Consider the following 26,127-nt stretch of genomic DNA (forward strand, 5'->3'; position numbering starts at 1 on the left):
GCGCCGGACCGTCCTAGGCCGTGTCCGCAAAGTCCCGCCTGCCCTGCGGACACGACCTAGCCCAGCTCTCCGATCAGGCGTTCGAGGTGGTCGCGCCAGGCCTGTTCCGAGGTGCCCTCGCCGCGGAACTCGTGGGTGAGGCGCAGGGCGCTGCCCTGGCCGGCGTCGGGTTCCAGGTGGAAGCGGACCCGGGCGCCGTCGTCGAGGGTGTACTCGGCGACCCGGTCCACGTCCCACGCGGTGACCTGGCCGGCGCCCTGGCCGCGCAGGGCGACCGTGCCGCCGAGCCGGGGCTCCAGCACGTCGACGGGGGTCCACCAGGCGCCGAGCCCTTCGGGGGTGGAGAGCGCCGGCCAGACCGCCTCCATCGGCTGCGGGAACGTCACCAGGAAGTGCAGGATGTGCGTGTTCCCGTGGGTCTGGCTGGTGCCCTGTTCAATGGAACCGGTCATGTCTCCAGGGTGCCCCCTGACCGGCTCAGACGCCCGCGTAGGAGTGCTTGCCGGAGACGAAGATGTTGACGCCGTAGTAGTTGAACAGCCAGCAGCCGAAGGCGATCAGGGCCAGGTAGGCGGCCTTGCGGCCCTTCCAGCCGGCCGTGGCGCGGGCGTGCAGGTAGCCGGCGTAGGCGACCCAGGTGATGAAGGACCAGGTCTCCTTGGGGTCCCAGCCCCAGTAGCGGCCCCAGGCGTCGCCCGCCCAGATGGCGCCCGCGATGATCGTGAACGTCCACAGCGGGAAGACGGCCGCGTTGACCCGGTAGGAGAACTTGTCCAGGGACGCGGCGGACGGCAGCCGGTCCAGGACGGAGTTCGCGAAGCGGCCGGGCGTGCCGCCGCCGGCCAGCTTGGTCTCGTAGCCGTCCTTGAAGAGGTACAGGATGGTGGCGACCGCGCCGACGTAGAACACCGCGCCGCAGAAGATCGCGGTGGAGACGTGGATGTACAGCCAGTACGAGTGCAGCGCCGGGACCAGCTGGTCGCTCGCGGTGTACAGGACGGTGACCGCGAGGCCCAGGTCGAGCAGGACCGTGGTGGTCAGGAACAGGCCGAGCCAGCGGACGTTCTTCTTCAGGGCCAGCAGGGCGAGGTAGACGCCGACGGCGACCGTGGAGAACGTGATGTTGAACTCGTACATGTTGCCCCACGGCGCCCGCTCCACGGAGGCCGCGCGGGCGATGACGCCGGCCAGCTCCACCGCGAAGGCCAGCACGGTGAGGGAGACCGCGATCCGGCCGTACAGGTCGCCCTGCTCGTCCCCGCCGTGCGCGCCCGGCCCGTCGGGCACGTCCCGCGCCCCGGCCGCCGAGCGCACGACGACCTCCGGCCGCTCCAGGACGGCGGTCCCGCCGTTCCGGCGGACGGTGACGGCCGGCGCCTCCGCCCGGCGGGCCTCGGCGGTCAGCGCGGCGGCGGTGCGCCCGACCTTGCTGCGGCTGCCGAACAGCCACTCGAGGATGTACGCGAAGAAGGCCAGGGTGTAGACGGCCATCGCGGAGTAGATCAGCGTGTTGCTGATGTTCGCGAGGTGTTCGTTGGTGGCGGCGGCGAGGGTCACTGCTGCTCAGCCCCTTCGGCAGGTACGACGTGAGGGTCGGGGTCGGGGGAAACTGCGGGGTCGGGATCCGGGTCCGGGGCGCCGGGGGCCCGCTCGTAGAGGAGACCGGCGAGGTCGCCGAGCTCCTCGGGCACCTTGGCGGACTCGCTGCGGCCGAGCCCGGCCATCTCGACGACGGTGACGCCGTCGTCGCCCCGTACGGCGCGCACCCACACGCGGCGGCGCTGGATGAACAGGGAGGCGGCGAGTCCGAAGATCGCGGCGAGGGCGCCGGCCAGGGCCCAGCCGCCCCCCGGCTCCTGGACCACCTGGAAGTTGGCCCACTGCCGGGTGCCCTCGTAGGTGACCGAGCCGGCGCCGCCGGGCAGGGTCAGGGTCTCGCCGGGCTTGAGATTGCCGCGGACCTGGAGGCCCTTGGCGTCCTTGTAGTTCTTCATGTGGGTCTTGTCGAGCTGGTACACGCTCTGCGGGATGCCCGAGTCGACGCCCAGGTCGCCGTGGTACGGCTCCAGGTTCAGCAGCGGGTTGATCAGCGCCGGGAACTGCGAGCCGGCCTCGGTGCCCGCGCCGCCGAACGTGGGGTAGAAGAACGCCTTGATGCCGAGCTGCTCGCTCACGCCCCGGGCGTTGCGGTATCCGTCCATGACCTTGACCACGCCGGTCGAGGTGACGTTGTTGTCCAGCGGCAGCAGCGGGACGGCGTCGCGGTAGACCACGTTGCCCTTGCCGTCGCGGACGGTCATCACGGGCGCGTAGCCGTGCGCGGTGAGGTAGACCTTGGCGTCGCCGATCTCCAGCGGGTGGTTGACCTTGACGGTGGTCTTCCGGTCCTTGCCGTAGGCGCCCTCGCTGTAGGTGAGGGCGGCCTGGTAGGTGCGCGGGGTGCCCCGGTTGGGCCCGGTCATCTCGTAGGTGCCGGTGAACTTGTCCAGGTGGAAGCTGAACGGCACCAGGTCGTCGGAGGTGAAGAGGCTGCCGGACTTGAAGTCGTCGTACTGGGTGAGCGTGTTGGAGAAGCCGTCGCCCTCGACGACCAGCTTGTTGCCCTCGGACTTGAACAGCTGGCCCCAGCCGAAGGCGATCAGCAGCACGATCAGCGCGACGTGGAAGGCGAGGTTGCCGATCTCGCGCAGGTAGCCCTTCTCGGCGGCGACCGCGTCCCCGGCGGTGTGCGCCCGGAAGCGGCGCTTCTTCAGCAGGGCCAGCGCGGCCTCGCGCACCTGCTCCGGCGACGCCTCGGTGCGCCAGGTGGTGTACGCGGGCAGCCGGGTCAGCCGCCGCGGGGCGCCCGGCGGGCGGCTGCGCACCTGGCCGACGAACTGCCAGGTGCGGGGCACGATGCAGCCGACGAGGGAGACGAACAGCAGGATGTAGATCGCGGAGAACCACACCGAGCTGTACACGTGGAACAGCCCGAGCCGCTCGTACACCGGCCCGAGGGTGGTGTGGGCGGCGCGGAAGGCGGCGACCTTGGTGGCGTCGGTGCCGGTCTGCGGGATCAGCGAGCCGGGGATCGCGGCGAGCGCGAGCAGCAGCAGGAGCAGCAGCGCGACCCGCATGGAGGTCAGCTGCCGCCAGAACCAGCGGGCCCAGCCGACGACGCCGAGCGCGGGGAGCTGGGGCGCGGACTCGTCGGGCGCGGTGGAGAGCTGGGAGCCGGCCTCGGCCAGGTCCCGCTCGCCCGTCGGGTCGGTGGGCGCGGTGGTCTTGCTCATCGGTCAGATCCCCACAGTGAAGCCGTTGGACCAGGTCTGCATGTCCTGCACGATGCGGTCCCAGGCGCCGGTGAGCAGCAGCACACCGGTCACGATCATCATCGTGCCGCCGATCCTCAGCACCCAGACGTAGTGGCGCTTGACCCAGGCGAAGGCACCGAGCGCCTTGCGGAAGGCGACCGCGGCGAGCACGAACGGCACACCGAGGCCGAGGCAGTAGGCGACGGTCAGTATGGCACCGCGTCCCGCGCTGCCCTCGTTGTAGGAGAGGGCGAGGACCGAGGTGAGGGTCGGGCCGATGCAGGGCGTCCAGCCGATGCCGAACAGGGCGCCCAGGAAGGGGGCGCCGATCAGCCCGGTGGTGGGGGTGCGGTGGAAGCGGAACTCGCGCTGGGTGAGCCAGGGCATCAGGCCCATGAAGAACACGCCCATGCCGATCATCAGCACGCCGAGGACCTTGGACAGCACGCCCTTGTTGGCCTGGAGCGTGTCGCCGAAGTAGCCGAACAGGGCGCCGCTGGAGACGAACACGGCGGTGAAGCCGAGGACGAACAGGGAGGCGCCGGCGACCATACGGCCGCGCTTGGCCTCCGCGAGGTCGGTGCCGGTGACCCCGGTCACGTAGGAGAGGTAGCCGGGGACGAGGGGCAGCACGCACGGGGAGAAGAAGGAGACCAGGCCGCCGAGGACCGCGACCGGCAGGGCGACCAGCAGGGCGCCGTGCAGGACGGTCTGGTTGGGGTCGGTGGCCGCGGCCAGCGTCGACACTGCGGTCACGTCACTTCTCCGCGAGGACCGGGTCGATCATCTTGCGCAGCTTGGTCTCGCTGAGCGGGGCCAGCGAGCGGGCGGCGATCTTCCCCTGCCGGTCGAGGACCAGGGTGGAGGGGATCGCCTGGAGGTTGAGGGTGCCCTTCTTGAAGCGCAGCAGCAGCTTGCCCGCCGGGTCGTACAGGCTGGGGTAGCTGATGCCCTGCTGCTTCTCGAAGGCGAGGGCGTTGTCGGTGCTGGTGTCGCGGGTGTTGATGCCGACGAACTGCACGCCCCGGCCCTTGACCTGCTGGTAGACCTTCTCGAAGTTGGGCGCCTCAGCCCGGCAGGGCGAGCACCACGATCCCCAGACGTTGAGGACGACGACCTGGCCCTTGTAGGCGGCGACGTCGAGCTTCGTGCCGTCCAGGGCGGTGCCGGACAGGTCGGGGGCGGTGGTCCGCGCGCCGCGGTCGACGGTGGAGATGCCGTCCTTGCCCATGACGAAGTTGGTGTCGCCCCCTCCGCCGGAGGTGCCGCCGGAGCTGCACGCGGTGAGCAGCAGCCCCGTGGCCGCGGCGCCGGCGGCCGCCGCGAGGGCGGTGCGCCGCCTCGGCCGGGCGGTCGGGCGGGGGGCGTCGGCAAGGCCGGACGGGCCCGAGGGTCGGGGGGAGCCGGACGGGCGGGGTGCGCTGGTCGAGCGCAGGGGTACGGCGCGGCGGGCGGCACTCATGTGAAAAGTTTCGCATGCCCGTTCTGGGGATCTTGCCCGCCCCCCTTGCGGGCGGAAACCCGCATTTCAGGCGGCGGTTCCGTCACGCCGCGGGGATCTGCGTGGCCGCACCGGCGGGGGTCCCGGTGCCGGTGCCCGAGGGGGTCCCGGCGCCGAGGAACGTCTTCCAGCCGCCGGCCGGCTGCTGTCCGACCTCCAGGGTGCGCAACTTGGCCAGCACCTCGGGCTTCTGGACGTCCATCCAGTCCACGAACTGCCGGAAGGAGACGAGCCGGACGTCGGCGCCCTTCTCCTTCTCGCGGGCGATGTGCGTGAACGCCTCCTCGACGGCGTCCATGTAGATGCCGCCGTTCCAGCGCTCGAAGTGGTTGCCTATGAACAGGGGCGCCCTGTTCGTCTCGTACGCCCGCTGGAAGCCGGATATGTACGCCTGGGCCGCCTGCCGCCGCCAGGCCGGGTGGTTGTGGGCGGGCGCGTTGGTCGAGTTGACCGACTGGTTGGCGAGCATGTTGTAGTCCATCGACAGCACCTCGAAGCTGCGGCCGGGGAACGGCACCTGCTGCAGCGGCAGGTCCCACAGCCCCTGCCGCTTCTGCGGCCAGACCTGGCGGCCGCCCGGCGAGGAGGCGTCGTAGCGCCAGCCGAGGGCACGGGCGGTGGGCAGCAGGTTGTCCTGCCCGAGCAGGCACGGCGTGCGGCCGCCGACCAGCTCCTTGTCGTAGTCGAAGGGGAGCGCGGGCAGGTCGGTCCAGCCGGTGTTGGTGCGCCACTGCTTCACGAACGACTTCGCCTGGTCGATCTCGCTGCGCCACTGCTGCGGCGTCCAGTGGGCGACGGAGCCGTGGCCCTCGCCGCAGAAGTGGCCGTTGAAGTGGGTGCCGATCTCGTGCCCCTCCAGCCAGGCACGGCGGACGTTCTTCAGCGTCTCCTTGATGTGGCCGTCGGTGAGGTAGCCGATGTCGGAGGCGCCGCGGGCGTTGTTCGGGGGGTCGTAGAGCCGCTTCTTCGCCTCGGGCAGCAGGTACAGGCCCGACAGGAAGAAGGTCATGGACGCGCCGTGCTCGCGCGCGAGGTCGAGGAAGCGCGGGAAGAGGCCGTTGCCGACCTCGCCGGCGCCGTCCCAGGAGAAGACGACGAACTGCGGGGGCTGCTGGCCCGGCTCCAGGGGCACCGGCTTGCCGGGCTGGTGGGGCTGCTTGCCGGTGAAGGAGGTGGACCCGTCGCCGATGGGGCGCGCGGTGGCGGTGGCGCTCGGCCTGCCCGACGGGCCCTCGGAGGACCCGTCCGACCCGTGCGACCCGCTCGACCCGCCTCCGGAGGTGAGGGTGCCGCAGCCCGCCAGTCCGGCGGAGGCCGCCGCGCCCGCGCCGATTCCGAGTGCTCCCCTGCGGGTGAGAATGCGCATGCGCGTCCCCCGTTCGTTCACGTGCTTGGGTGGTCACCCAGTCAGAGGACGCGACGAACGGGGGGGTTCCGCGGAAAGGTCCGGATTCCGTAACAGGTCGGACGACCCGTTACGGCCGGTGGCCGCCCCGGTACGGTCAGGCGCCGAAGGCCTTGCCCTGCCCCTTGCCCTGCCCCTTGACCGGCTTGGCACCGGCCAGGAGGTGGGCCGGGACGAGGTCGCGGGCCGGCTCGCTGTAGCCGACGGAGACGATCCGGTCCCCCCGGTAGGTGAACGTGGTCAGCGAGGCGAGCGTGCACTGCCGCTTGCGCGGGTCGTGCCACAGCCGGCGCTTCTCGACGTACGACCGCACGATCCAGATCGGCAGCTGGTGGCTCACCAGCACCGCCTCGTGCCCCCGGGCCCGCTCCTTGGCGGAGTCCAGCGCGCCCATCATCCGCACGACCTGGTCGACGTACGGCTCTCCCCAGGACGGCTTCATCGGGTTGACCAGGTACTTCCAGTTGCCCGGCCGGCGCAGCGCACCGTCGCCGACGCCGAAGGTCTTGCCCTGGAAGGTGTTCTCGGCCTCGATCAGCCGCTCGTCGGTGGCGAGGTCGAGGCCGTGCGCCTTGGCGATCGGCGTGGCGGTCTCCTGCGCCCGCTCCAGCGGGGAGGCGCACACGTACGTCACGTCCCGCGAGGAGAGGTGCTCGGCGACCCGGTCGGCCATCTGCCGGCCGAGCTCGGACAGGTGGTAGCCCGGCAGCCGGCCGTAGAGGACCCCGTCCGGGTTCTCGACCTCGCCGTGCCGCATCAGGTGGACGACGGTGATGTCGGTGCTGCTGCTCATGCGGGCGTGGCCTCCGCTGCGGCTCGGGCCGCCGCCGGGAGGGCGTCGGCGATCGTCTGAAGGGCCCGCTCGTCGTGGGCCGTCGACACGAACCACGACTCGAACGCGGACGGCGGCAGGTAGACGCCGTTCGCGAGCAGGGCGTGGAAGAAGGCGGTGAAGCGGTACGACTCCTGCGTCCGGGCGTCCTCGTAGGTGCGCACCGGGCGGTCGGTGAAGAACACCGAGAACATGTTGGAGGCGCTCTGCACGGTGTGCGCGACGCCCTCCTTGCCGAGGGCCTCCGAGACCAGCGCCTGGATCTGCTCGGACACGGCGTTGACCCGCGCGTAGGCGGCGTCGTCGAGGAGGCGCAGCTGGGCGAGGCCGGCGGCGGTGGCCACCGGGTTCCCGGAGAGGGTGCCGGCCTGGTAGACGGGCCCGGCCGGGGCGAGGTGCGCCATGACGTCGGCGCGCCCGCCGAACGCGGCCGCGGGGAAGCCGCCGCCCATGACCTTGCCGAAGGTCAGCAGGTCGGGGACCACGCCGTCGATGCCGAACCAGCCGCTGCGGCTGGTGCGGAAGCCGGTCATGACCTCGTCGGAGATGTAGAGGGCGCCGTTGGTGGCGCAGGCGTCCTTGAGGCCCTGGTTGAAGCCGGGCAGCGGCGGGACGACGCCCATGTTGCCCGGGGACGCCTCGGTGATCACGCAGGCGATCTCACCGGGGTGCCGGTGGAAGGCCTCCTGCACGGCCTCGAGGTCGTTGTACGGCAGCACGATCGTGTCGCCGGCCTGGGCGCCGGTGACGCCCGGGGTGTCGGGCAGCGCGAAGGTGGCGAGGCCGGAGCCGGCGGCCGCGAGCAGGGCGTCGACGTGGCCGTGGTAGCACCCGGCGAACTTGATGACCTTGGACCGGCCGGTGAAGCCGCGGGCCAGGCGGATGGCGCTCATGGTGGCCTCGGTGCCGCTGGAGACCAGCCGCACCTGCTCCACGGGCGCCACGCGCGCGACGATCTCCTCGGCGAGCGCGACCTCGCCCTCACCGGGCGTGCCGAAGGACGTACCGCGCGCGACGGCGTCCTGCACGGCGGCGATCACCTCGGGGTGGGAGTGCCCGAGGATCATGGGTCCCCAGGAGCACACCAGGTCGACGTACTCGCGCCCGTCGGCGTCGGTGAGCCAGGCGCCCTTGCCGGACACCATGAACCGGGGCGTGCCGCCGACCGCGCGGAAGGCGCGCACCGGGGAGTTCACCCCGCCCGGCGTGACGGCGGCCGCACGGTCGAACAGTGCCTGGGAGACAGGCGCTTCGTAGGGGTAGGGCGCCGCGGAGGGCGCTCCCGAAGAGGGCGTTTCGCTCATGACCTGCGACTTCTCCGACCTTCTCCGACTTGCTCGGACTCCGGATGCTGGGTGACCTCCTCAGGGTAGGCCAGGGGGCCGACGCGGCAGCGGGGCGTGGGGACGGGCGGGCGGGTCGGCGCCGGCCGGTGATCGAACTCATGCGGGCGCCGGTGATCTGCGAAACTGGCCCCTGATACACAGAGTTCTTGAACGGACGGCCCGCGCGGCCCGTGATGGTCAGGGACCGGGCAGATCCCGCGCCCCCAGTCGAGAGGTGTTTGAGCGCACGTTTCGGCGGGCGGCCGTGGGGGAGGTCACTGACACGATGATCGGGTTGCGCGGCGGGGGCCACGCGTCCTAGAAAAGCAGTCGGGTGGAGATATGCATCGCGGTGGCGGACTGGGCGAGGGGACTGACGACCTGGGTCCTCGACGTGCCCGGCGGGGAAGGCACCGGCGCGACGCGGAGGAAGCGAACGAGGCACGTCAGGCACAGGGTGCACCGAGCGAGTCCGAGCGGATCGACCGGCTGGGCCGGGTGGACCCGCTGCGGGCCGGGAGCAGGAATGGTGGTCGGGTGGGGGTGACGTACAAGTACTTCGGCGCGCCGGACGGCGCGACCGCGGCCCGGGTCCCGATCTCGATGCGCCCCGAGGAACTCGGCGGTGACGAACTCGGCATGGGCGGCATGTTCACCAAGATCAAGCCCGAGACCATGGCCGCGATGGTCCTCACCGGCATCGAGGGCGTCCCCCTGCACAAGGTCCCCCCGCTGGAACTGGTCGTCCTGCACCCCGACTACGCGGTCGTGAAGCTCCCCATGACGGTCGTCGACCCCCTGCGCGACATCGGCGAGGAAGCGGTCGGCGCGGCGGCGTTCATCTGGTCGACGGTCCCGGACCGGGGCGGCCCGCGGGACGCGTTCAACGTGTACCAGCTGCTGCACGAGTGGCAGGACTTCTCGCACCGCCTCCACGAGGCGGGACACCAGCCGTACTGCCTGGTCTGGCCCTGAGCCGACCGCGGCCGGGGCCGGCCGTGGCCCCTCCCGGTGCGTGTCCCGGCGCTGGCCTATCTTGGCGCGCATGCAGTCATACACGATCGGTCAGGCCGCGCGGCTGCTCGGAGTGAGCCCGGACACCGCCCGGCGGTGGGCGGACGCGGGCCGGGTGGCCACCCACCGCGACGAGCACGGCAAGCGGCTCATCGACGGCAGGGACCTGGCCTCCTTCTCCGTGGAGCTCGCGCGCACCGGCAGCGGCGAGGAGGACGTCCCCACCACCTCCGTCCGCAACGCCTTCCCCGGCATCGTCACGGCGATCAAGCTCGGGGACGTCGCCGCCCAGGTGGAGATCCAGGCCGGCCCGCACCGCCTGGTGTCCCTGCTGACCCGGGAGGCCGTGGAGGAACTGGGCCTGGAGGTCGGCATGGAGGCCACGGCCCGGGTGAAGTCCACCAACGTGCACGTCGACCGGGCCTGAGGACCCTCGTACGATCGCACATGCCAGGCACGGCGCGCTCAGACCCTGCTCATGCGATGCGACTAGGGGCTTTCACCTCGCAGGTGCGGCATTATCATCGGACCGTGGCCGAGTCCGTCAGGACCCGAGGAAATGGACCCGTGATGACCCGTTCCGTGCGCCGGACCCACCGGACCCGCCGGACGCTGCAGGTGGCCGGTGCGGGGGCCGCCGCCCTGCTGGCCCTGAGCGCCTGCTCCGACTCCGGCTCCGACGCGTCCGGGAAGAACTCCGCCGCCACGAGCTCCTCCGGCAAGGACTCGACCGGCAAGCTGTCCGGTGAGGTGACCGTCTTCGCCGCCGCCTCCCTGAAGGAGAGTTTCACCACGCTGGGCAAGGAGTTCGAGAAGGCGCACCCCGGCACCACGGTCACCTTCAGCTTCGGCGGCAGCGACGCCCTGGCCGCGAGCATCACCGGGGGCGCGCCCGCCGACGTGTTCGCCTCGGCCAGCCCGAAGACGATGAAGGTCGTCACCGACGCGGGCGACGCCGCCGGCACGCCCGCCACCTTCGTCCGCAACCAGCTGGAGATCGCGACCCTCCCCGGCAACCCCGACAAGATCGCCTCGCTGAAGGACCTCACCCGGTCGGGCCTGAAGGTCGTGCTGTGCGACAAGGCCGTGCCGTGCGGGGCCGCCGCACGGAAGGCCCTGGACGCCGCCGGGCTGGAGCTCACCCCGGTCTCCTACGAGGAGGACGTCAAGTCCGCGCTGAACAAGGTCGTGTTGAAGGAGGCCGACGCCGCCGTCGTGTACAGGACGGATGTGCGGGCCGCCGGTGACAAGGTGGAGGGCGTGGACTTCCCCGAGTCGGCCGACGCCGTCAACGACTACCCGATCACCCTCCTCAAGGGCGCGCAGCGCACCGACACCGCCGAGGCGTTCATCGCCCTGGTGCGCTCCGCCGAGGGCCGGAAGGTCTTGACCGGGGCCGGGTTCCTCGAGCCGTGACGCCCCCGCCCCCGCGCCCCGGCCGGGGCGGCGCCCCGCTGCCGCTGCTGCTGCCCGCGCTGGCCGGGCTGGTGTTCCTGGTGCTGCCGCTGGTGGCGCTGCTGGTCCGCGCCCCCTGGCGGAGCATGCCGGAGCTGCTGACCAGCGCCGAGGTGTGGCAGGCGCTGCGGCTGTCCCTGGTGTGCGCGACGGCGGCGACCGCGGTGAGCCTGGTGCTCGGGGTGCCGCTGGCCTGGCTGCTGGCCCGGGTCGAGTTCCGGGGGCGGGGGCTGGTGCGGGCCCTGGTCACGCTGCCGCTCGTGCTGCCGCCGGTGGTGGGCGGTGTGGCGCTGCTGATGGCGCTCGGCCGCAACGGGGTGGTGGGGCGGTGGCTGGACTCCTGGTTCGGGCTCACCCTGCCGTTCACCACGACCGGCGTGGTGATCGCCGAGGCGTTCGTCGCGATGCCGTTCCTGGTCATCAGCGTCGAGGGCACCCTGCGCGCCGCCGACCCCCGCTACGAGGAGGCCGCCACGACGCTGGGCGCCTCCCGCTTCACCGCGTTCCGCCGGGTGACCCTGCCCCTCATCGCGCCCGGTGTCGCCGCGGGTGCCGTCCTCGCGTGGGCGCGGGCGCTCGGCGAGTTCGGCGCGACCATCACGTTCGCCGGCAACTTCCCCGGCCGCACCCAGACCATGCCGCTCGCGGTCTACCTCGCCCTGCAGAACGACCCCGAGGCGGCGATCGCCCTCAGCCTGGTCCTGCTCGCCGTGTCGATCGCGGTGCTGGCGGGCCTGCGCGACCGCTGGATGACCGCCTCATGACCATGAAGGACCCGACCCCGGCCGCCGTCGCCGCGCCCCGCCCCGCCGAGGGGCTGGACGCCCACCTGGTCGTGGAGCGGGGCTCGTTCCGGCTCGACGTGGCGCTGTCCGCGGCCCCCGGCGACGTCGTCGCGCTCCTCGGCCCCAACGGCGCCGGCAAGACGACCGCACTGCGCGCCCTCGCCGGTCTCGTCCCGCTGTCCGGCGGTCATCTACGGCTGGACGGCGTGCCGTTGGAGCGTACGGCGCCGGAGGACCGCCCGGTCGGCGTGGTCTTCCAGGACTACCTGCTCTTCCCGCACCTGTCCGCGCTGGACAACGTCGCGTTCGGACCGCGCTGCCGGGGCGCCGGGCGGGCGCGGGCCCGGGCGCAGGCCGCCGAGTGGCTGGAGCGCATGGGCCTCGCCGAGCACGCGGCGAGCAAGCCGCGCCGGCTCTCCGGCGGCCAGGCGCAGCGCGTGGCCCTCGCCCGCGCCCTGGCCACCCACCCGCGGCTGCTGCTCCTCGACGAGCCGCTGGCCGCCCTCGACGCCCGCACCCGCCTCGACGTGCGCGCTCAACTCCGGCACCACCTGGCCGAGTTCGAGGCGGTCGCGGTGCTCGTGACGCACGACCCGCTGGACGCCATGGTGCTGGCCGACCGCCTCGTCGTCATCGAGGACGGCCGCAGCGTCCAGGAGGGCGGGCCCTCCGACATCGCCCGCCACCCGCGCACCGACTACATCGCCCACCTGGTCGGCCTCAACCTCTACCGGGGCGAGGCCGCGGGACACACGGTCCGCCTGGACGCCGGGCCCGCGATCACCACGACCGAGGACCTCACCGGCCCGGTCTTCGTCGCCTTCCCACCCAGCGCGGTCACCCTGCACCGCGACCGCCCGACCGGCTCCAGCGCCCGCAACCTCTGGCAGTGCCAGGTCACCGGCCTGGAGACCCACGGCGACCGGATCCGCCTCGCCCTCACCGGCGACCTCTCCCTGGCCGCCGACCTCACCACCGTCGCCACCACCGAACTGGACCTCCGCCCCGGCACCCAGGTCTGGGCCACGGTCAAAGCAACCCAGACCCACGCCTACCCGGCGTGATCCACCCGGTTGGTCGGGGGCGGCAACTGTCAGGGGCTGGGGGCAGCCAGCGGTGCGGAAACTCTCAGGCCGGCGGAAGCTACCGGGGGCGCGGGGAACTGCGCGACAAGCCCATGACGGCCCGCAGGGAACCGAACACCGCACCACCCACACCCCCAGGGGCGCGGGGAACTGCGCGACCAGCCCCCACCCACCCGCACCCAGAAAACTACGGCCGCCCACCCACCGTGAACCCGATCACCGCCCCACCCCCCGCCCGCCGAAACGCAAACGGCGTCCCCCCATGCGACAGCGCAACCTCCCGCACGATCGACAACCCCAGCCCCGACCCCGGCAGGGACCGCGCATCCGCAGCCCGGTAGAACCGGTCGAACACCCGCGTCAGATCGCACTCGGCGATCCCGGGCCCCCGGTCCAGCACCTCCACCCGCACCGTCCCCGGCCGCGCCGGCCCCACGACACTGATCTCGACCGGCGCCTCCCCGCCCCGGTCGAACTTCGTGGCGTTCTCCACGAGGTTCGACACCGCTCGCGTCAGCATCCCCGCCCGCCCGTCGGTGGTGGTGTCCCCGCTGGCCCGCACCAGCACCTCCCGCCCGGTACGGCGCCGGGCGAGCGCCGCGACCTCCTCGGCGATCTCCCCGAGGTCCACCCGTTGCGGCGGCTCCGTGCCGGACTGCCCGGCCGCCAGCTCGACGAGCTCGTTGACCAGGTCGGTCAGCTCCCGCGCCTCCTGGGTGAGGTCGGCGACCAGGTCGTCACGGGTGCCGGGCGGCAGCTCGTCGATCCGGCGCAGCAGGGAGATGTTGGTGCGCAGGGACGTCAGCGGCGTCCGCAGCTCGTGGCCGGCGTCCTGGACGAGCCGGCGCTGGTCCTCCTCGGACTGCGCGAGGCGGCCCAGCATCCGGTCGAAGGCCCGGCCGAGCCGCCCCACCTCGTCGGAACCGGTGACGGGCACCTGCACCCCGAGCTGCCGGGTGCGGGCCACGTCCTCCGCGGCGCTGGTGAGGATGACCAGCCGGTGCGTGATGCGCCGGGCCAGCCACCAGCCGAACAGCCCGGCCGCCGTGACGACCGCCGCCATCAGGATCAGCGTGCGCTGCTGGAGGGCCCGCAGCAGGTCCTCGGTGTCGCTGAACTCCTGCGCGACCTGCACGGCGCCCCGGCCGCTGCCGAGGGAGACGGTCGCGATGCGGTAGACGTCGCTGCCGACGTCGACGTCCTTGTGCGCCGTCATCCGCCCGGCCGTCGCCGCGGTGGCGGTGGCCCGGTCGGCGGCGGTCACCGGCAGCCCGGGCCGCCCGGGGTCGACGACGGCGCCGTCGGGTCCGAGGACCTGGACGTCGGTGCGGGCGGGGCGGACCAGGTCGTGACCCGGCGCGGAGGAGGAGAAGTCCTCCGGGGTCATCGCGTGCTGGCGGACCTCGTCGCGCAGGTCCTGCACCACCTCGTCGAAGACGGACTGCTGGTCGACGCGGACCAGCCGGGCGGCGGCGTTGTACGACAGGATGCCGACCAGGACGGTCACGGCGGCGGCGACGGCCGCGAACGACACCGCGAAGGTCGTGCCGAGCGAGACGAGCTTGGGGCGCCGCCGGGCCAGCAGCCGGCGCAGCCGGACGCCGGGGGCGGTGCCCACTCAGTCCTCCCGCAGGACGTAGCCGACACCGCGCACGGTGTGGATGAGCTGCGGCGCGCCGGGCTCGTCGAGCTTGCGGCGCAGGTAGCCGACGTAGACGGCGAGGTTCTTGGAGCCGGGGCCGAAGTCGTAGCCCCAGATGCGGTCGTAGATCGTGGAGTGGTCGAGCACGATGCCTGCGTTGCGGACGAGCAGTTCCAGCAGCTCGAACTCGGTGCGGGTCAGTTCCAGCTCGCGCCCGCCGCGCCAGGCCCGGCGGGCCTGGGGGTCCATGCGCAGGCCGGCGGCGGTGAGGAGCCGTTCGGCGGGGGGTTCGGACTCGCGGACGGCCGGGGCGGGCGTGCCGGGACCGGCCGGGCCGCCACCGGCGTCACGACCGGTCCCGGCACCGGTGGTGCCCGTGGTGCCCGTGGGGCTGCTCGTGCGGCGTAGGAGGGCGCGCAGCCGGGCGAAGACCTCCTCGACGTCGAAGGGCTTCACGACGTAGTCGTCGGCGCCGGCGTCCAGGCCCGCGATGCGGTCCGCGGTCTCCACGAGGGCGGTGAGCATGAGGATGGGCGTGCGGTCGCCCTCGGCGCGCAGCACGCGGCACACCTGGAGGCCGTCGATGCCCGGCATCATCACGTCGAGGACGAGGACGTCCGGCGGGCTCTTGTGCGCCTGCGCCAGTGCCTCCACGCCGTCGGCGACCGCGGTGACCTGGTAGCCCTCCAGGGTCAGCGCCCGTTCGAGGGCGTGACGGATGGCGCGGTCGTCTTCGGCGAGGAGCAGGGTCTGAGGCACGGGTCCAGTCTGCCAAGGCCTCCGGCGGTTGGGCGGGGGTGGGATGGGTGGGGATGGGCTTCTTACTGGGCTCTCACCGTGTCGTGGGCGTTGTGCCGTGGGGCGGTCGTTTTGCGGGTGCGGGCCGGTGGGGGCTGGTCGCGCCCACGCGGCGGAGCCGCATGTCGAAACCGCCCCGCGCCCCTGAGGTGGGAGCAGTGGCCCTCATTTCAGAAGTTCGGCGAAGGGGGTGACCTCGAAGTCCGGTTTCGGGGTGCGGGGGGTCGGGGTGAGGCCCTGCATGAGGGTGGTCAGTTCGGTGGCTGCCCGTTCGACGCGGTCGGCCAGGCCGTCCGGGCCGCCCCAGTCCTCCGAGGCGGCGTAGACCCCGGTGGGCACGACCACGGCCCGCAGGTACGCGAACAGCGGCCGCAGCGCGTGCTCCATGACCAGCGAGTGCCGTGCCGTGCCCCCGGTCGCGGCGATCAGCACCGGCTTGCCCGTCAGCGCGTCCTTGTCCAGCACGTCGAAGAAGGACTTGAACAGTCCGCTGTACGACGCGGAGAACACCGGCGTGACCACGATCAGCCCGTCGGCCCCGGCCACCGCGTCCAGCGCGGCGGCCAGTGCCCGGCCCGGGAAGCCGTTGGTGAAGTGGTGGGCGATCTCCACTGCGAGCTCGCGCAGCTCCACCACCTGGACGTCCACGTCCCCGGCCCGGCGTTCCACCGCTGCGGCCAGCCGGTCCCCCAGCAGCCGCGTCGACGACGGCACGCTCAGTCCCGCGGACACCACGACGAGCTTCATGCCACGACCTCCTGGTCCTTGACGTCCTGGTCCTCGGCTTCCCGGCCCCTGCGGGCGGCGGCGAGCAGGGTCGGGTGGGTCGGCGCCTCCGGCACCCCGGCCGGGCGGCCCACCGCGAACTCCTTGCGCAGCACCGGTACGACCTCCTCGCCCAGCAGGTCGATCTGCTCCAGCACGGTCTTCAGCGGGAGCCCCGCGTGGTCCATCAGGAACAGCTGGCGCTGGTAGTCACCGGCGTACTCGCGGAAGGCCAGCGTCTTCTCGATGACCTGCTGCGGGGAGCCGACGGTCAGCGGGGTCTGCTGGGTGAAGTCCTCCAGCGAGGGCCCGTGGCCGTACACCGGCGCGTTGTCGAAGTAGGGGCGGAACTCACGGACCGCGTCCTGGGAGTTCGGGCGCATGAACACCTGGCCGCCGAGGCCCACGATGGCCTGCTCGGGCGTCCCGTGGCCGTAGTGCGCGTACCGGTCGCGGTACAGCTCGACCATCCGCTTGGTGTGGTCGGCCGGCCAGAAGATGTTGTTGTGGAAGAAGCCGTCGCCGTAGTACGCGGCCTGCTCGGCGATCTCCGGCGAACGGATGGAGCCGTGCCAGACGAACGGCGGGACCCCGTCCAGGGGACGCGGGGTTGAGGTGAAGCCCTGCAGCGGGGTGCGGAACTTGCCCTCCCAGTCCACGACGTCCTCGCGCCACAGCCGGTGCAGCAGCGCGTAGTTCTCGACGGCGAGGTTGATGCCCTGGCGGATGTCCTTGCCGAACCACGGGTAGACCGGGCCGGTGTTGCCGCGGCCCATCATCAGGTCCACCCGGCCGTCGGCGAGGTGCTGGAGCATCGCGAAGTCCTCCGCGATCTTCACCGGGTCGTTGGTGGTGATCAGCGTGGTGGAGGTGGACAGGACCAGCCGCTGCGTCTGGGCCGCTATGTAGCCGAGCATCGTCGTCGGGGAGGACGGCACGAACGGCGGGTTGTGGTGCTCGCCGGTCGCGAAGACGTCCAGGCCGACCTCCTCGGCCTTGAGCGCGATGGCGACCATGGCCTTGATCCGCTCGCGCTCGGTCGGCGTACGCCCCGTGGTGGGGTCCGGCGTGACGTCGCCGACCGTGAAGATCCCGAACTGCATGGCCGCTCACCCTCCGCATTTGGTTGACGATTAAACTATACGGGCAAACAGCGGCCCCCGTCCCCGTATTCCACCGCGCTCCCCCAGCCCCCTCTGCTCCCCCTGCTCCCCTGCTCCCCTGCTCCCCTGTGACTGTCGGACCCCCGTCCTACGATCGCCCCATGGCCGCTCCCCGCCGTGACACCCGAGGCATCGTGGACGCCGCGGAGCTCTTCGCCCGTGTGCGGTTCCGCCGCCGCGAACCCGCCGAGGCCCTGCGCCCCTACCTGGAGCACTACTGGCTGATCGACTGGGACCTCCCCCAGCCGTACGCCTCCCACGTCGTCCCGCACCCGTCGGTCAACATCGTCTTCCAGCGCTTCGGCGACCAGGACCCGTTCGCCGAGGTCTCCGGTATCGGGCTCGGGCTCTTCACGCAGAAGCTGGAGGGGTGGGGCCGGGTCTGCGGCGTCCAGTTCCGGCCGGGCGGCTTCCGCCCCTTCTTCCCGGACCACCCGGTGTCCGGCTGGACCGGCCGCCGGGTCCGCTTCCCCGAGGCCCTGACGGGGCCGACGGGCCAGGAGGTCACGCGGGCCACGGAGGGCACGCGAGTCACACAGAGCACTCACGCCACGCCCGTCGTGCACACCATGCACGCCACGGTCGCCGCCGTCCTCGACCCGCCCGAGGAGGACGCCCGCGTCGCCGCCCTCGACGCCTTCCTCCTCTCCCTCGGTCCCCGCCCCGACCCCCAGGCCGACCTCGCGATGGCCCTGGCCGAGCGCATCCGCACCGACCGCTCCATCCGCCGCGTCGCCGACTTCGCCCGCGCCGAGGGGCTCTCCGTACGGCTGCTGCAACGGCTCTTCTCGGCGTACGTCGGCGTCGGCCCCAAGTGGGTCATCCTGCGCTACCGCATCCACGAGGCCTTGGAGCGCGCCGAGACCGAGCGCGCGGTCGACTGGGCCGCCCTCGCCGCCGACCTCGGCTACGCCGATCAGGCCCACCTGGTCCGCGACTTCACCGCGACCGTGGGCGTGCCCCCTACGGCGTACGCCCAGGCCGTGCGCTGACGGACGCCCCTGGTCCGCCGTTCTCCGGGTCCCGCACGCCTCCGGACCTCAGCCGGGCGATCTGCTCCCCGCTGAACTGCACCGTCCGCCGCATGTGACCGACGATCGCGGCGAGTTCCTCCTCCTCCAGGTCCTCGAACAGCTCCGAGCGGTCGCCGCCCAGCCGCTCCCACATCCGCCGGAACTCGGCGATCCGCTCCGGCACCGTCGCCACCAGCACCTTGCGCCGGTCGGCCGCGTCCCGCTGCCGGCGGACGTACCCGGCCCGCTCCAGCCGGTCCACCAGCCGCGTCGCCGACCCGGTCGTGAGGCCCGTCAGCTGCGCGACCCGGCCGGTCGTGACCGGCCCCGGCTCCAGCGTGAGCAGGTTCAGGCACTGCAGGTCGGTCGGGTGCAGCCCGAGGTGGTCGGCGACGGCCTGGTTGAACAGCGCGTACGAGGCGACGTAGCGGTGCGAGACGACGGACAGCTCGTCGAGCAGCCGGACCCGCGCGTACCCGGAGTAGCTGGACATGCCTGCACCACCCGTCAGAAGGAGTACGTGTCGCCGGTGTCCAGCACCAGCAGCCGCTGCCGGTCGTCCCCCCGGTCGCGGTCCACCGCCCCCGCGGCCCACACCGTGTCGATGTCCAGCGTCACCTCCGCCGGACGCCCCCGCAGCCACACCCCCAGCGCGAGTTCCCGGCCCCACCCGTCCGCGTCCAGCGCGCCCGTACGGCACATCACGTCCCGCTCACCGGTGCGCGCGCACCCGACCGCCACCCCCCGGCGAGCGAGAACCCGCGCACGGCGCCTGCCGCCCCTTGCCACCACCACAGTCACTCCTCGGCCGACCGGACCCACGGGACCTGGTGATGTATCCCCCGCGCGCCGACCGGCAGGCGCCCTCCAACAGGTGACGTCCGGGTGACGTCGCCCGAGCCGGGCCCCGCGCGGGGGCGTCTGCGAAGCTGCCCCCATGTCGATCCTCCGCTCCGTCGCCCTCTTCGTCGTCGCCGCGCTGTTCGAGATCGGCGGGGCCTGGCTGGTGTGGCAGGGCGTGCGCGAACACCGCGGCTGGCTGTGGATCACCGGGGGCGTCCTGGCGCTCGGCGCGTACGGCTTCGCCGCCACGCTCCAGCCCGACGCCCACTTCGGCCGCATCCTCGCCGCGTACGGCGGCGTCTTCGTCGCGGGCTCGCTGGTGTGGGGCGCGGTCGCCGACGGCTACCGGCCGGACCGCTGGGACGTCACGGGCGCGGTGGTCTGCCTGGCGGGCATGGCACTGATCATGTACGCGCCGCGGGGGAACTGAGCGCGGGCCTCTCACGCGGCGGATACTGCCCGTCCCGCGGGCCGCCCGGGGAGACCGACCGCCCTCCCCGGCCTCCGACGGAGACCGAGCGCCTCTCCCCGGCCGCCGACGGACACCGAGCGCCCCTCCCCCCGCCGCCGCCGCAGACCGACCAGCGCTCCCCGAGCCACCCACCGGGACCGGCGCCCCGCCCCAACCCCCCACCCCCCACGGGCCCTCCGGCCCTCCGGCCCACCGGCGCCGACGACGCCCCGCTTATCCTGGCGGGGCCAGCCACCCGTCGTCCGCACGAGGAGTCGCCCTCCATGGCCACCGCCCCCGCCGCCCCGTCCGCCGCCTCCCGCATCGCCGTCGTGACGGGCGCGAGCAGCGGCATCGGCGCCGCCACGGCCCGCCGGCTCGCCGCGGCCGGCTACCGCGTCGTCCTCACCGCCCGCCGCGAAGACCGCGTCGAGGCGCTCGCCAAGGAGATCACCGAGGCCGGCGGCTCCGCGACCGCGTACCGCCTGGACGTCACCGACCGCGCCGCCGTCGACGAGTTCGCCACCGCCTTCAAGACCATCGGCGTGCTCGTGAACAACGCGGGCGGCGCGCTCGGCGCCGACCCGGTCGCCACCGGCGACCCGGAGGACTGGCGCACGATGTACGAGACGAACGTCCTCGGCACCCTGAACGTCACCCAGGCCCTGCTGCCCAAGCTGGAGGCGAGCGGCGACGGCACGGTGGTCGTGGTGTCCTCGACGGCCGGGCACGGCACGTACGAGGGCGGCGGGGGCTACGTCGCCGCCAAGCACGGCGCCCACGTGCTCGCCGAGACGCTGCGGCTGGAGATCGTCGGCAAGCCGGTCCGCGTCATCGAGATCGCGCCCGGCATGGTCAAGACGGACGAGTTCGCGCTGACCCGCTTCGGCGGCGACCGCGAGAAGGCGGCGAAGGTCTACGAGGGCGTCGCCGAGCCGCTCACCGCGGACGACGTCGCCGAGACCATCACCTGGGCCGTCACCCGCCCCAGCCACGTCAACGTCGACCTGCTGGTCCTGCGGCCGCGCGCCCAGGCGTCGAACACCAAGGTCCACCGGGAACAGCGGTAGGGCGGGCGGCGTGGACCGGCACATACCCTTCGACACCCTGCACAACGTCCGTGACCTGGGCGGTTACCGCACCGCGGACGGCCGCCACCGGGTCCGGCCCGGCCTGCTGTACCGCGCCGACTCGCTCGGCAAGCTGCGCACCGGCACCGCGGACTGGGACCGCTTCCTCGCCCTCGGCGTGGGCACGGTGATCGACCTGCGCCACGGCTGGGAGATCGAGGCGCGGGGCCGGGTCCCCGAGGACGCCTCCTTCACCTACCACCACCTGAGCATCGAGCACCGCCCGTACGACCAGGCGGCGCTGACGGCGGACGTCGACCCGGGCCCGTACCTCGCGGAGCGCTTCCTGGAGGTGGCCGAGGACGGCCACGCGGAGATCCGCACGGCCCTGGAGCTGATCGCGGACGCGCGTGAGCCCGTGGTCTTCCACTGCGCGTCGGGCAAGGACCGCACCGGCGAGCTGGCCGCCCTGGTGCTGACCCTCCTGGACGTGCCCGAGACGACGGTCGTCGAGGACTTCTCCCTCACCGGACTGGCCACCGGTGCCCTGCTCGCGGAGTGGACCGCCCGCAACGGCGGCCGCACCCCCGCCTGGCCGGCCTTCGGCACGGCCCCCGCCGCGGTGATGCGCCTGTTCCTCGCGGCGCTGCGCGAGCGGTACGGCTCGGTCGACGCGTACGTCGCCACGGCCCTGGGGATGGACGTCGACGCCCTGAAGGCCGCCCTGCGCGCCCGCTACCTGGAGGAGCCGCCCGCCGGCCGCCCGGAGCCGGTGTACCGCAGGGCGACCCCGGACGACGCGCCCGCGCTGGTGCGCCTGTACTCCACGGCGGCCCTGTGGCAGCAGGCCCGCGGCATCGACCAGTGGCAGCCCGGCGCGAAGGACGAGGAACACTTCCTGCGCCGCATGCGCGAGGGCGAGGTCTGGCTGGCCCACACCGGCCCCCACCTGACCGGCGCCTACGAGCTGTGGTGGACCGACCTCGCGGCCTGGGGCCCCCGCCCCGCGGACGCGGGCTACGTCCACCGCCTGATGGTCACCCCGCACACGGCCCCGCCCGGCACCGGCCGCCACCTCCTCGCCCACGCCGAGTCCCGCATCACGGCCACCGGCCGCACCCACGCCCGCCTGGACTGCCTCGCCACCAACCCGCACCTGCGCGCCTACTACGAGAAGGCGGGCTACACCGTCGTAGGAGAACAAAAGGCCAAACCGAACGCCACGGGCAGCCCGTACGCGGTGACCCTGCTGGAGAAGCGGCTGAGGTAACCCACAGGGGTGAGGGTGGTCGATCACCCATCCGGCCACCGAACTGCCGACCTGGGCTCGCGCCACACGATCAACTCGTCGGCCCGCGACCGGGACACCTCCGGCCGCGGGCCCGACCAGCATGGAAGTGGGGGGCTTCCCATGGCTGACCGCGAGCCCGTCGACCACCGGTTCATGGACCTCACGGTCCCCGAGTACGCCTACATGTTCGGATTCCTGCAGGCGGACGGGCACCTGCAGCAAAGTGCCGGGCGGAAGGGCAAGCTGTCGGTCGAACTCAACAGCCACGACATCGATCTGCTGCGCGCGTTCCAGCGGTTGACGCCCTACTACAGCAGCGTCACCGAGCGCACCAGAACCACCAACTTCGCCGAGGCCCACACGTCGGCCACGTGGACCCTGTGCTCATTGGAGGCGAGGACCCGACTCAACGCCTGCGGCCTGCCGTACGGACGCAAGTCGGCGACGATCGCTCCTCCGCACGGGGAGTTCTCCCGTCGCGACTACCTGCGGGGCCTGATCGACGCGGACGGCTCGGTCGGTTTCACCAGCAAGGGCTTCCCCTTCGTCTCCCTGACCACCGCCAGTGACGCCGTCGCACGCTTCCTGCGCGACTACTGCAAGGACACGACGGGGGCCGAGCGGATCCTCAGCCGCAACGCCCGCGACAACATCTACAACGTCCTCTACACGATGGAGGTGGCCCAGCGCCTGGCCGCGGACCTCTACTACCCCGGCTGCCTGTCCTTGGAGCGCAAACGGACCGCCGCCGGGTTGCTCTCGGCCTGGGCTCGCCCGGCGGGCATGCGAGCCGCCCACACGCGGCGCCGCTGGACGCAGGAGGAGGACGGATCCTCCTCGCCTGTGACAGCCCGGCAGCGGCGGCGGAGGCACTCGGCAGGACGATCCAGAGCTGTCACCTGCGCCGGTGGCGCCTGGGCACCGGCCAAGTGGGCACGCCCAGCCGGCCGTGACCGGGTGAGGGCCCGGGCGTCACCCGGGTCCCCCCACGTCAGCCCTTCACGCAGACGACCTGCTTGAGCTTCGCCACCACCTGGACGAGGTCCCGCTGCTGGTCGATGACCTGCTCGATCGGCTTGTAGGCGCCCGGGATCTCGTCCACCACACCGGAGTCCTTGCGGCACTCCACGCCCCGCGTCTGCTCCTCCAGGTCCTTGGTGGAGAAGCGGCGCTTGGCGGCGTTGCGGCTCATCCGCCGACCGGCGCCGTGGGACGCGGAGTTGAAGGACTTCTCGTTGCCGAGGCCCTTCACGATGTACGAGCCCGTGCCCATCGAGCCCGGGATGATCCCGTAGTCGCCGGAGCCCGCCCGGATCGCGCCCTTGCGGGTCACCAGCAGGTCCATGCCCTCGTACCGCTCCTCCGCCACGTAGTTGTGGTGGCAGGAGATCTCCTGCTCGAAGGTGGGCTTCGCCTTCTTGAACTCCTTGCGCACGACGTCCTTGAGCAGCGCCATCATCAGGGTGCGGTTGTACTTGGCGTACTCCTGCGCCCAGAACAGGTCGTTGCGGTAGGCCGCCATCTGCGGGGTGTCCGCCACGAACACGGCCAGGTCGCGGTCGACGAGCCCCTGGTTGTGCGGCAGGCGCTGCGCGATCCCGATGTGGTGCTCGGCGAGCTCCTTGCCGATGTTGCGGGAGCCGGAGTGCAGCATCAGCCACACCGAATCGGACGAATCGACACAAATCTCGACGAAGTGATTGCCCTGGCCGAGGGTTCCCATCTGGGCGGCCGCCCGCTCCTTGCGGAACCGCACCGCCTCGGCGACCCGGTCGAACCGCCCCCAGAAGTCCTCCCACCCCGCCGTGGCCAGCCCGTGGAAGCCCCCCGGGTCCACCGGGTCCGCGTGCATCCCCCGGCCCACCGGGATCGCCTGTTCGATGCGCGAGCGCAGGCGGGAGAGGTCGCCGGGCAGGTCGTTCGCGGTCAGGGACGTCTTCACCGCCGACATGCCGCAGCCGATGTCCACCCCCACCGCCGCCGGGCACACCGCGCCCTGCATGGCGATGACCGAGCCGACCGTCGCGCCCTTGCCGTAGTGGACGTCCGGCATGACCGCCAGGCCCCTGATCCACGGCAGCGTCGCGACGTTGCGCAGCTGCTGGAGCGCGCCCTCCTCGACGGTCGCCGGGTCGGCCCACATGCGGATCGGTACCTTCGCACCCGGCATCTCGACGTACGACATAACGCCCTCATTCCCCCGGAAGACAGACAGAAGTGGTGAATCGCAAAACCGGCGCCAAGGGCCACGAACGGGACGCCGGACCGGCGTGCGCGGTGGTGCGTGCGATACACATTGTCTCCAGGAGTCACCCCCGCCCGGCAACGCAATTAGCAGGCCACCCACCCCGAGAGGAGCCGACCGTGCAGCGGAAGGCGTACGTAACCGGCGTCGCCGCCCTCCTCGCGGCGCTGCTGGCCGGCTGCACCGGCGGTTCGGACGACGGCGGTTCCGACGACAACTCCAAGTCGGGTCAGGCCGGCACGGTCACCGCGCCCGCCCAGCCCGGCAAGTACGCCACGCTGCCCGAGCCGTGCGGCGCCGTCCCGCGGGGCACGCTCGACTCGCTCCTGCCGGGCATCCGGCAGCTGCCGGACCAGCAGCAGCGCGAGGCGGCGTACGACGGCTCGGCCACCCTCACCTTCGACACGCACCGCAAGGTCGGCTGCCGTTGGAAGGTGGAGTCGAGCGAGGCCACCGACCACCTGTCGGTGGACTTCGAGCGCGTCGTGTCGTACGCGAACGCGGTGAGCGACGACGCGCAGGCGGAGCAGCTGTTCGCCGGGAAGCGGGACGCGGCCGACCTGCCGGCGCCGGCGCCGGCGCCGAGCGGCACGGGTGGCACGGGCGGCACGGGCGGCGGCACCCCGTCGGCGAGCGCGAGCACCTCCCCCTCCGGTACCTCCCCGGCCGGCGCCTCCTCCGCGAGCGGCACACCGACCCCGTCGGCGTCGTCCTCGACCGCCTCGGCGGACCTCCAGCCCCGCACGCTGGACGACCTCGGTGACGAGGCGTTCCTCAACGACGTCCTGAGCAGCTCGGGTTCGACGGCGAAACAGCGCACGATCACTGTGGCGTTCCGCACGTCCAACGTCATCGTGACCGTCCAGTACGAGGAGCAGCCGGCCACCGTCGGTGCCGTCCCGGACAGCAAGGAAATGCAGGACAAGGTGCGGAAACTGGCCTCCCAGCTGGCCGACGCGCTCGCCGGTTAGGTGCCCGGCGGGCGGCGCCGCGGGGGCCGGGAACGGGAGCCGCGCCGCTCGTCCACCGCGTACGGTGGCCCCTCGGACCCGATCCGACCGGACCGACCGGACCCGATCCGACCGCAGGAACCACGAGCGTCATGAGTGAAGGAACCATGCAGCGACGAGCCCAGCGAGACGACCAGAGCGACCGGACCGACCGCAGTGAGCCGGGCGTCCTGACGGACGGCGGTGACCGGCGGGTGCGGCGTGCGTCCCGGGCCGGCGGGGTGAACCGCGCCCTGGCCGCCGCGGCCGCCCTGCCCGTGCTGCTGTTCGCGGCGGCCTGTTCCTCGGACTCCGGCTCCGACGACTCCGCTGGTTCGGGCGGCACCGCCCAGGCGGACGCGGGCGGCTCCTCGGCGTCCGACCCGTCGGTGAGCGCGGCGCCGACCGTGCAGGCGGCGGCGTTCAAGGCGTTGCCGAAGGCGTGCGCGACGCTGTCCGCGAAGACGCTGACCGAGCTGGTGCCGAAGGCGAAGGCGAAGCAGGGCACGTCCACGGACCCGCAGGACCGGGCGAGCTGCTCGTGGAGCAGCCTGGACAACAACGGCGTCAAGGGCTCGCAGTTCCGCTGGCTGAACGTGTCGTTGCTGCGCTTCGAGTCGGACGCGACGCGGGGTGCCGGTGACCGGCTGGCGCAGGAGTACTACGCGAAGCAGGTCGGGGACGCGCAGGCCGTGGCGGGTGCCAAGGGCACGACGTCGCAGGCGGTGCCCGGTACCGGTGACCAGGCGACGGTGGTGCGGTACGACCTGAAGAAGAAGGAAGGCGCCTTCAAGCAGCAGACGGTCGTCGCGCGGGTGGAGAACGTGGTGGTGACGGTCGACTACAACGGCGCGGGTCTGGCCGGTGACAAGACGCCCAGTGCCGACACCCTGGTGAAGGCGGCGGAGAAGGCGGCGAAGGAGGCCGTGGTGTCGGTCCGCGCGGCCAATGGCGAGGGCAACGGCGGTGCCGCGTCGGGTGGTTCGGACGGGAAGCCGTCGGCTTCGGCGTCGCCGTCGACGTCGTCCAAGGCGTCGTCCAAGGCGTCGTCGGCGCCCTCCGTGTCTCCGTCGGCCTCCCCGTCGAAGTCCGCCGCGAAGGCGGCCGCGGCGGGAGCCTCTCCCTCCGCTTCCCGCAAGAGCTGACGGACCGGCACCCCGTG

At 72.6% G+C, this 26,127-nt stretch carries 27 protein-coding genes; 12 read left to right on the forward strand and 15 right to left on the reverse strand.

The genetic code is table 11. The features are described 5' to 3' along the window. Positions 1-56: 56 nt before the first annotated feature. The 8 genes from AQJ30_RS31095 to hemL all read right to left on the reverse strand — a co-directional run bounded on the left by AQJ30_RS31095 (position 57) and on the right by hemL (position 8,335). A complete protein-coding gene (locus AQJ30_RS31095) occupies positions 57-452 on the reverse strand; it encodes an SRPBCC domain-containing protein (RefSeq protein WP_067240576.1) in 396 nt (131 codons plus the stop codon). A gap of 25 nt (positions 453-477) precedes the next feature. Next, positions 478-1,557 (reverse strand): c-type cytochrome biogenesis protein CcsB, encoded by a 1,080-nt coding sequence (ccsB, locus tag AQJ30_RS31100; RefSeq protein ID WP_067240577.1) that lies wholly within the window; start codon positions 1,555-1,557, stop codon positions 478-480. Next, positions 1,554-3,272, reverse strand: a complete 1,719-nt coding sequence (gene resB, locus AQJ30_RS31105) for a cytochrome c biogenesis protein ResB (RefSeq protein WP_067240578.1) — start codon at positions 3,270-3,272, stop codon at positions 1,554-1,556. The genes ccsB and resB overlap by 4 nt, the downstream gene beginning before the upstream one ends. Positions 3,273-3,275: 3 nt before the next feature. After that, positions 3,276-4,049, reverse strand: a complete 774-nt coding sequence (locus AQJ30_RS31110; RefSeq protein ID WP_067240580.1) for a cytochrome c biogenesis CcdA family protein — start codon at positions 4,047-4,049, stop codon at positions 3,276-3,278. 1 nt (position 4,050) lies between these two features. Continuing rightward, complete coding sequence (locus AQJ30_RS31115; RefSeq protein ID WP_079084416.1) at positions 4,051-4,755, reverse strand: TlpA family protein disulfide reductase; 705 nt, start codon at positions 4,753-4,755, stop codon at positions 4,051-4,053. Positions 4,756-4,837: 82 nt separating this feature from the next. After that, positions 4,838-6,160: a polysaccharide deacetylase family protein gene (locus AQJ30_RS31120; protein WP_067240582.1), complete on the reverse strand. Its 1,323-nt coding sequence runs from the start codon at positions 6,158-6,160 to the stop codon at positions 4,838-4,840. A gap of 136 nt (positions 6,161-6,296) precedes the next feature. Then, on the reverse strand, positions 6,297-6,992 hold the full coding sequence (locus tag AQJ30_RS31125; RefSeq protein WP_067240584.1) for a histidine phosphatase family protein: 696 nt from the start codon (positions 6,990-6,992) through the stop codon (positions 6,297-6,299). After that, positions 6,989-8,335 carry a glutamate-1-semialdehyde 2,1-aminomutase gene (hemL, locus tag AQJ30_RS31130; RefSeq protein WP_067240586.1) on the reverse strand — a complete coding sequence of 449 codons (1,347 nt, stop codon included), beginning with the start codon at positions 8,333-8,335 and terminating at the stop codon, positions 6,989-6,991. Before hemL ends, AQJ30_RS31125 begins: the two co-directional genes overlap by 4 nt. Before the next feature lie 363 nt (positions 8,336-8,698). Here hemL and AQJ30_RS31140 point away from each other — a divergent pair, with 363 nt between their 5' ends. From AQJ30_RS31140 to AQJ30_RS31160, 5 genes are all read left to right on the forward strand, one after another. Next, complete coding sequence (locus AQJ30_RS31140; RefSeq protein ID WP_211279139.1) at positions 8,699-9,331, forward strand: hypothetical protein; 633 nt, start codon at positions 8,699-8,701, stop codon at positions 9,329-9,331. Positions 9,332-9,401: 70 nt separating this feature from the next. After that, complete coding sequence (locus AQJ30_RS31145; RefSeq protein ID WP_067240588.1) at positions 9,402-9,797, forward strand: TOBE domain-containing protein; 396 nt, start codon at positions 9,402-9,404, stop codon at positions 9,795-9,797. Positions 9,798-9,940: 143 nt separating this feature from the next. Beyond that, a complete protein-coding gene (modA, locus tag AQJ30_RS31150) occupies positions 9,941-10,786 on the forward strand; it encodes a molybdate ABC transporter substrate-binding protein (RefSeq protein WP_067240590.1) in 846 nt (281 codons plus the stop codon). Then, positions 10,783-11,589 (forward strand): molybdate ABC transporter permease subunit, encoded by an 807-nt coding sequence (modB, locus tag AQJ30_RS31155; protein WP_067240592.1) that lies wholly within the window; start codon positions 10,783-10,785, stop codon positions 11,587-11,589. Before modA ends, modB begins: the two co-directional genes overlap by 4 nt. Next, positions 11,586-12,674 carry an ABC transporter ATP-binding protein gene (locus AQJ30_RS31160; RefSeq protein ID WP_067240593.1) on the forward strand — a complete coding sequence of 363 codons (1,089 nt, stop codon included), beginning with the start codon at positions 11,586-11,588 and terminating at the stop codon, positions 12,672-12,674. The genes modB and AQJ30_RS31160 overlap by 4 nt, the downstream gene beginning before the upstream one ends. Before the next feature lie 208 nt (positions 12,675-12,882). On the opposite strand, the gene AQJ30_RS31165 is transcribed toward AQJ30_RS31160, so the two are convergent. From AQJ30_RS31165 to AQJ30_RS31180, 4 genes are all read right to left on the reverse strand, one after another. Beyond that, positions 12,883-14,313: a HAMP domain-containing sensor histidine kinase gene (locus AQJ30_RS31165; protein WP_067240595.1), complete on the reverse strand. Its 1,431-nt coding sequence runs from the start codon at positions 14,311-14,313 to the stop codon at positions 12,883-12,885. After that, the gene (locus AQJ30_RS31170) at positions 14,314-15,096 is read right to left on the reverse strand and encodes a response regulator transcription factor (protein WP_067240597.1); all 783 of its coding nucleotides are present in this window, start codon (positions 15,094-15,096) and stop codon (positions 14,314-14,316) included. It abuts the gene before it with no gap. Positions 15,097-15,300: 204 nt separating this feature from the next. Further along, complete coding sequence (locus AQJ30_RS31175) at positions 15,301-15,882, reverse strand: FMN reductase (protein WP_067240599.1); 582 nt, start codon at positions 15,880-15,882, stop codon at positions 15,301-15,303. Further along, complete coding sequence (locus AQJ30_RS31180) at positions 15,879-17,003, reverse strand: LLM class flavin-dependent oxidoreductase (RefSeq protein ID WP_067240601.1); 1,125 nt, start codon at positions 17,001-17,003, stop codon at positions 15,879-15,881. The genes AQJ30_RS31175 and AQJ30_RS31180 overlap by 4 nt, the downstream gene beginning before the upstream one ends. A gap of 161 nt (positions 17,004-17,164) precedes the next feature. On the opposite strand from AQJ30_RS31180, the gene AQJ30_RS31185 reads away from it, so the two are divergent. Then, positions 17,165-18,055, forward strand: coding sequence for a helix-turn-helix transcriptional regulator (locus tag AQJ30_RS31185; protein WP_067240602.1), 891 nt, complete (start codon positions 17,165-17,167; stop codon positions 18,053-18,055). Here AQJ30_RS31185 and AQJ30_RS31190 read toward each other — a convergent pair. Together AQJ30_RS31190 and AQJ30_RS31195 are read right to left on the reverse strand one after the other, a co-directional pair. Beyond that, positions 18,027-18,569: a MarR family winged helix-turn-helix transcriptional regulator gene (locus AQJ30_RS31190; RefSeq protein ID WP_067240604.1), complete on the reverse strand. Its 543-nt coding sequence runs from the start codon at positions 18,567-18,569 to the stop codon at positions 18,027-18,029. The genes AQJ30_RS31185 and AQJ30_RS31190 overlap by 29 nt on opposite strands. A gap of 14 nt (positions 18,570-18,583) precedes the next feature. Next, positions 18,584-18,781: a hypothetical protein gene (locus tag AQJ30_RS31195; RefSeq protein ID WP_159052404.1), complete on the reverse strand. Its 198-nt coding sequence runs from the start codon at positions 18,779-18,781 to the stop codon at positions 18,584-18,586. Positions 18,782-19,013: 232 nt separating this feature from the next. Between AQJ30_RS31195 and AQJ30_RS31200 the strand changes: the two genes are divergently transcribed. The 4 genes from AQJ30_RS31200 to AQJ30_RS31215 all read left to right on the forward strand — a co-directional run bounded on the left by AQJ30_RS31200 (position 19,014) and on the right by AQJ30_RS31215 (position 22,751). After that, entirely contained in the window at positions 19,014-19,349 is a 336-nt protein-coding gene (locus AQJ30_RS31200; RefSeq protein WP_067240608.1) for a YnfA family protein, read from the forward strand. 305 nt (positions 19,350-19,654) lie between these two features. Beyond that, on the forward strand, positions 19,655-20,440 hold the full coding sequence (locus AQJ30_RS31205; RefSeq protein ID WP_067240610.1) for an SDR family NAD(P)-dependent oxidoreductase: 786 nt from the start codon (positions 19,655-19,657) through the stop codon (positions 20,438-20,440). 10 nt (positions 20,441-20,450) lie between these two features. Further along, the gene (locus AQJ30_RS31210; RefSeq protein ID WP_067240611.1) at positions 20,451-21,710 is read left to right on the forward strand and encodes a tyrosine-protein phosphatase; all 1,260 of its coding nucleotides are present in this window, start codon (positions 20,451-20,453) and stop codon (positions 21,708-21,710) included. Between the two features lie 141 nt (positions 21,711-21,851). Further along, complete coding sequence (locus AQJ30_RS31215) at positions 21,852-22,751, forward strand: LAGLIDADG family homing endonuclease (protein WP_342671642.1); 900 nt, start codon at positions 21,852-21,854, stop codon at positions 22,749-22,751. On the opposite strand, the gene AQJ30_RS31220 is transcribed toward AQJ30_RS31215, so the two are convergent. Continuing rightward, positions 22,723-23,916, reverse strand: coding sequence for an RtcB family protein (locus AQJ30_RS31220; RefSeq protein WP_067240613.1), 1,194 nt, complete (start codon positions 23,914-23,916; stop codon positions 22,723-22,725). The two genes, AQJ30_RS31215 and AQJ30_RS31220, sit on opposite strands and share 29 nt — an antisense overlap. Positions 23,917-24,095: 179 nt before the next feature. Here AQJ30_RS31220 and AQJ30_RS31225 point away from each other — a divergent pair, with 179 nt between their 5' ends. Both AQJ30_RS31225 and AQJ30_RS31230 read left to right on the forward strand, forming a co-directional pair. Beyond that, the gene (locus tag AQJ30_RS31225) at positions 24,096-24,947 is read left to right on the forward strand and encodes a hypothetical protein (protein WP_067240615.1); all 852 of its coding nucleotides are present in this window, start codon (positions 24,096-24,098) and stop codon (positions 24,945-24,947) included. Positions 24,948-25,078: 131 nt separating this feature from the next. Further along, positions 25,079-26,110, forward strand: coding sequence for a DUF3558 domain-containing protein (locus AQJ30_RS31230; RefSeq protein ID WP_079084418.1), 1,032 nt, complete (start codon positions 25,079-25,081; stop codon positions 26,108-26,110). Positions 26,111-26,127: the final 17 nt, after the last annotated feature.

Source organism: Streptomyces longwoodensis (assembly GCF_001514125.1).
Taxonomy (GTDB): domain Bacteria; phylum Actinomycetota; class Actinomycetes; order Streptomycetales; family Streptomycetaceae; genus Streptomyces; species Streptomyces longwoodensis.

Bases quoted from the DNA above. Each gene is read 5' to 3' on its own strand.
- AQJ30_RS31095 (WP_067240576.1), bottom strand. From the start codon at position 452: ATGACCGGTTCCATTGAACAGGGCACCAGCCAGACCCACGGGAACACG.
- resB (WP_067240578.1), bottom strand. From the start codon at position 3,272: ATGAGCAAGACCACCGCGCCCACCGACCCGACGGGCGAGCGGGACCTG.
- AQJ30_RS31115 (WP_079084416.1), bottom strand. From the start codon at position 4,755: ATGAGTGCCGCCCGCCGCGCCGTACCCCTGCGCTCGACCAGCGCACCC.
- AQJ30_RS31120 (WP_067240582.1), bottom strand. From the start codon at position 6,160: ATGCGCATTCTCACCCGCAGGGGAGCACTCGGAATCGGCGCGGGCGCG.
- AQJ30_RS31125 (WP_067240584.1), bottom strand. From the start codon at position 6,992: ATGAGCAGCAGCACCGACATCACCGTCGTCCACCTGATGCGGCACGGC.
- hemL (WP_067240586.1), bottom strand. From the start codon at position 8,335: ATGAGCGAAACGCCCTCTTCGGGAGCGCCCTCCGCGGCGCCCTACCCC.
- AQJ30_RS31140 (WP_211279139.1), top strand. From the start codon at position 8,699: ATGCATCGCGGTGGCGGACTGGGCGAGGGGACTGACGACCTGGGTCCT.
- AQJ30_RS31145 (WP_067240588.1), top strand. From the start codon at position 9,402: ATGCAGTCATACACGATCGGTCAGGCCGCGCGGCTGCTCGGAGTGAGC.
- modA (WP_067240590.1), top strand. From the start codon at position 9,941: ATGACCCGTTCCGTGCGCCGGACCCACCGGACCCGCCGGACGCTGCAG.
- AQJ30_RS31160 (WP_067240593.1), top strand. From the start codon at position 11,586: ATGACCATGAAGGACCCGACCCCGGCCGCCGTCGCCGCGCCCCGCCCC.
- AQJ30_RS31175 (WP_067240599.1), bottom strand. From the start codon at position 15,882: ATGAAGCTCGTCGTGGTGTCCGCGGGACTGAGCGTGCCGTCGTCGACG.
- AQJ30_RS31180 (WP_067240601.1), bottom strand. From the start codon at position 17,003: ATGCAGTTCGGGATCTTCACGGTCGGCGACGTCACGCCGGACCCCACC.
- AQJ30_RS31185 (WP_067240602.1), top strand. From the start codon at position 17,165: ATGGCCGCTCCCCGCCGTGACACCCGAGGCATCGTGGACGCCGCGGAG.
- AQJ30_RS31190 (WP_067240604.1), bottom strand. From the start codon at position 18,569: ATGTCCAGCTACTCCGGGTACGCGCGGGTCCGGCTGCTCGACGAGCTG.
- AQJ30_RS31200 (WP_067240608.1), top strand. From the start codon at position 19,014: ATGTCGATCCTCCGCTCCGTCGCCCTCTTCGTCGTCGCCGCGCTGTTC.
- AQJ30_RS31205 (WP_067240610.1), top strand. From the start codon at position 19,655: ATGGCCACCGCCCCCGCCGCCCCGTCCGCCGCCTCCCGCATCGCCGTC.
- AQJ30_RS31215 (WP_342671642.1), top strand. From the start codon at position 21,852: ATGGCTGACCGCGAGCCCGTCGACCACCGGTTCATGGACCTCACGGTC.
- AQJ30_RS31220 (WP_067240613.1), bottom strand. From the start codon at position 23,916: ATGTCGTACGTCGAGATGCCGGGTGCGAAGGTACCGATCCGCATGTGG.
- AQJ30_RS31230 (WP_079084418.1), top strand. From the start codon at position 25,079: ATGAGTGAAGGAACCATGCAGCGACGAGCCCAGCGAGACGACCAGAGC.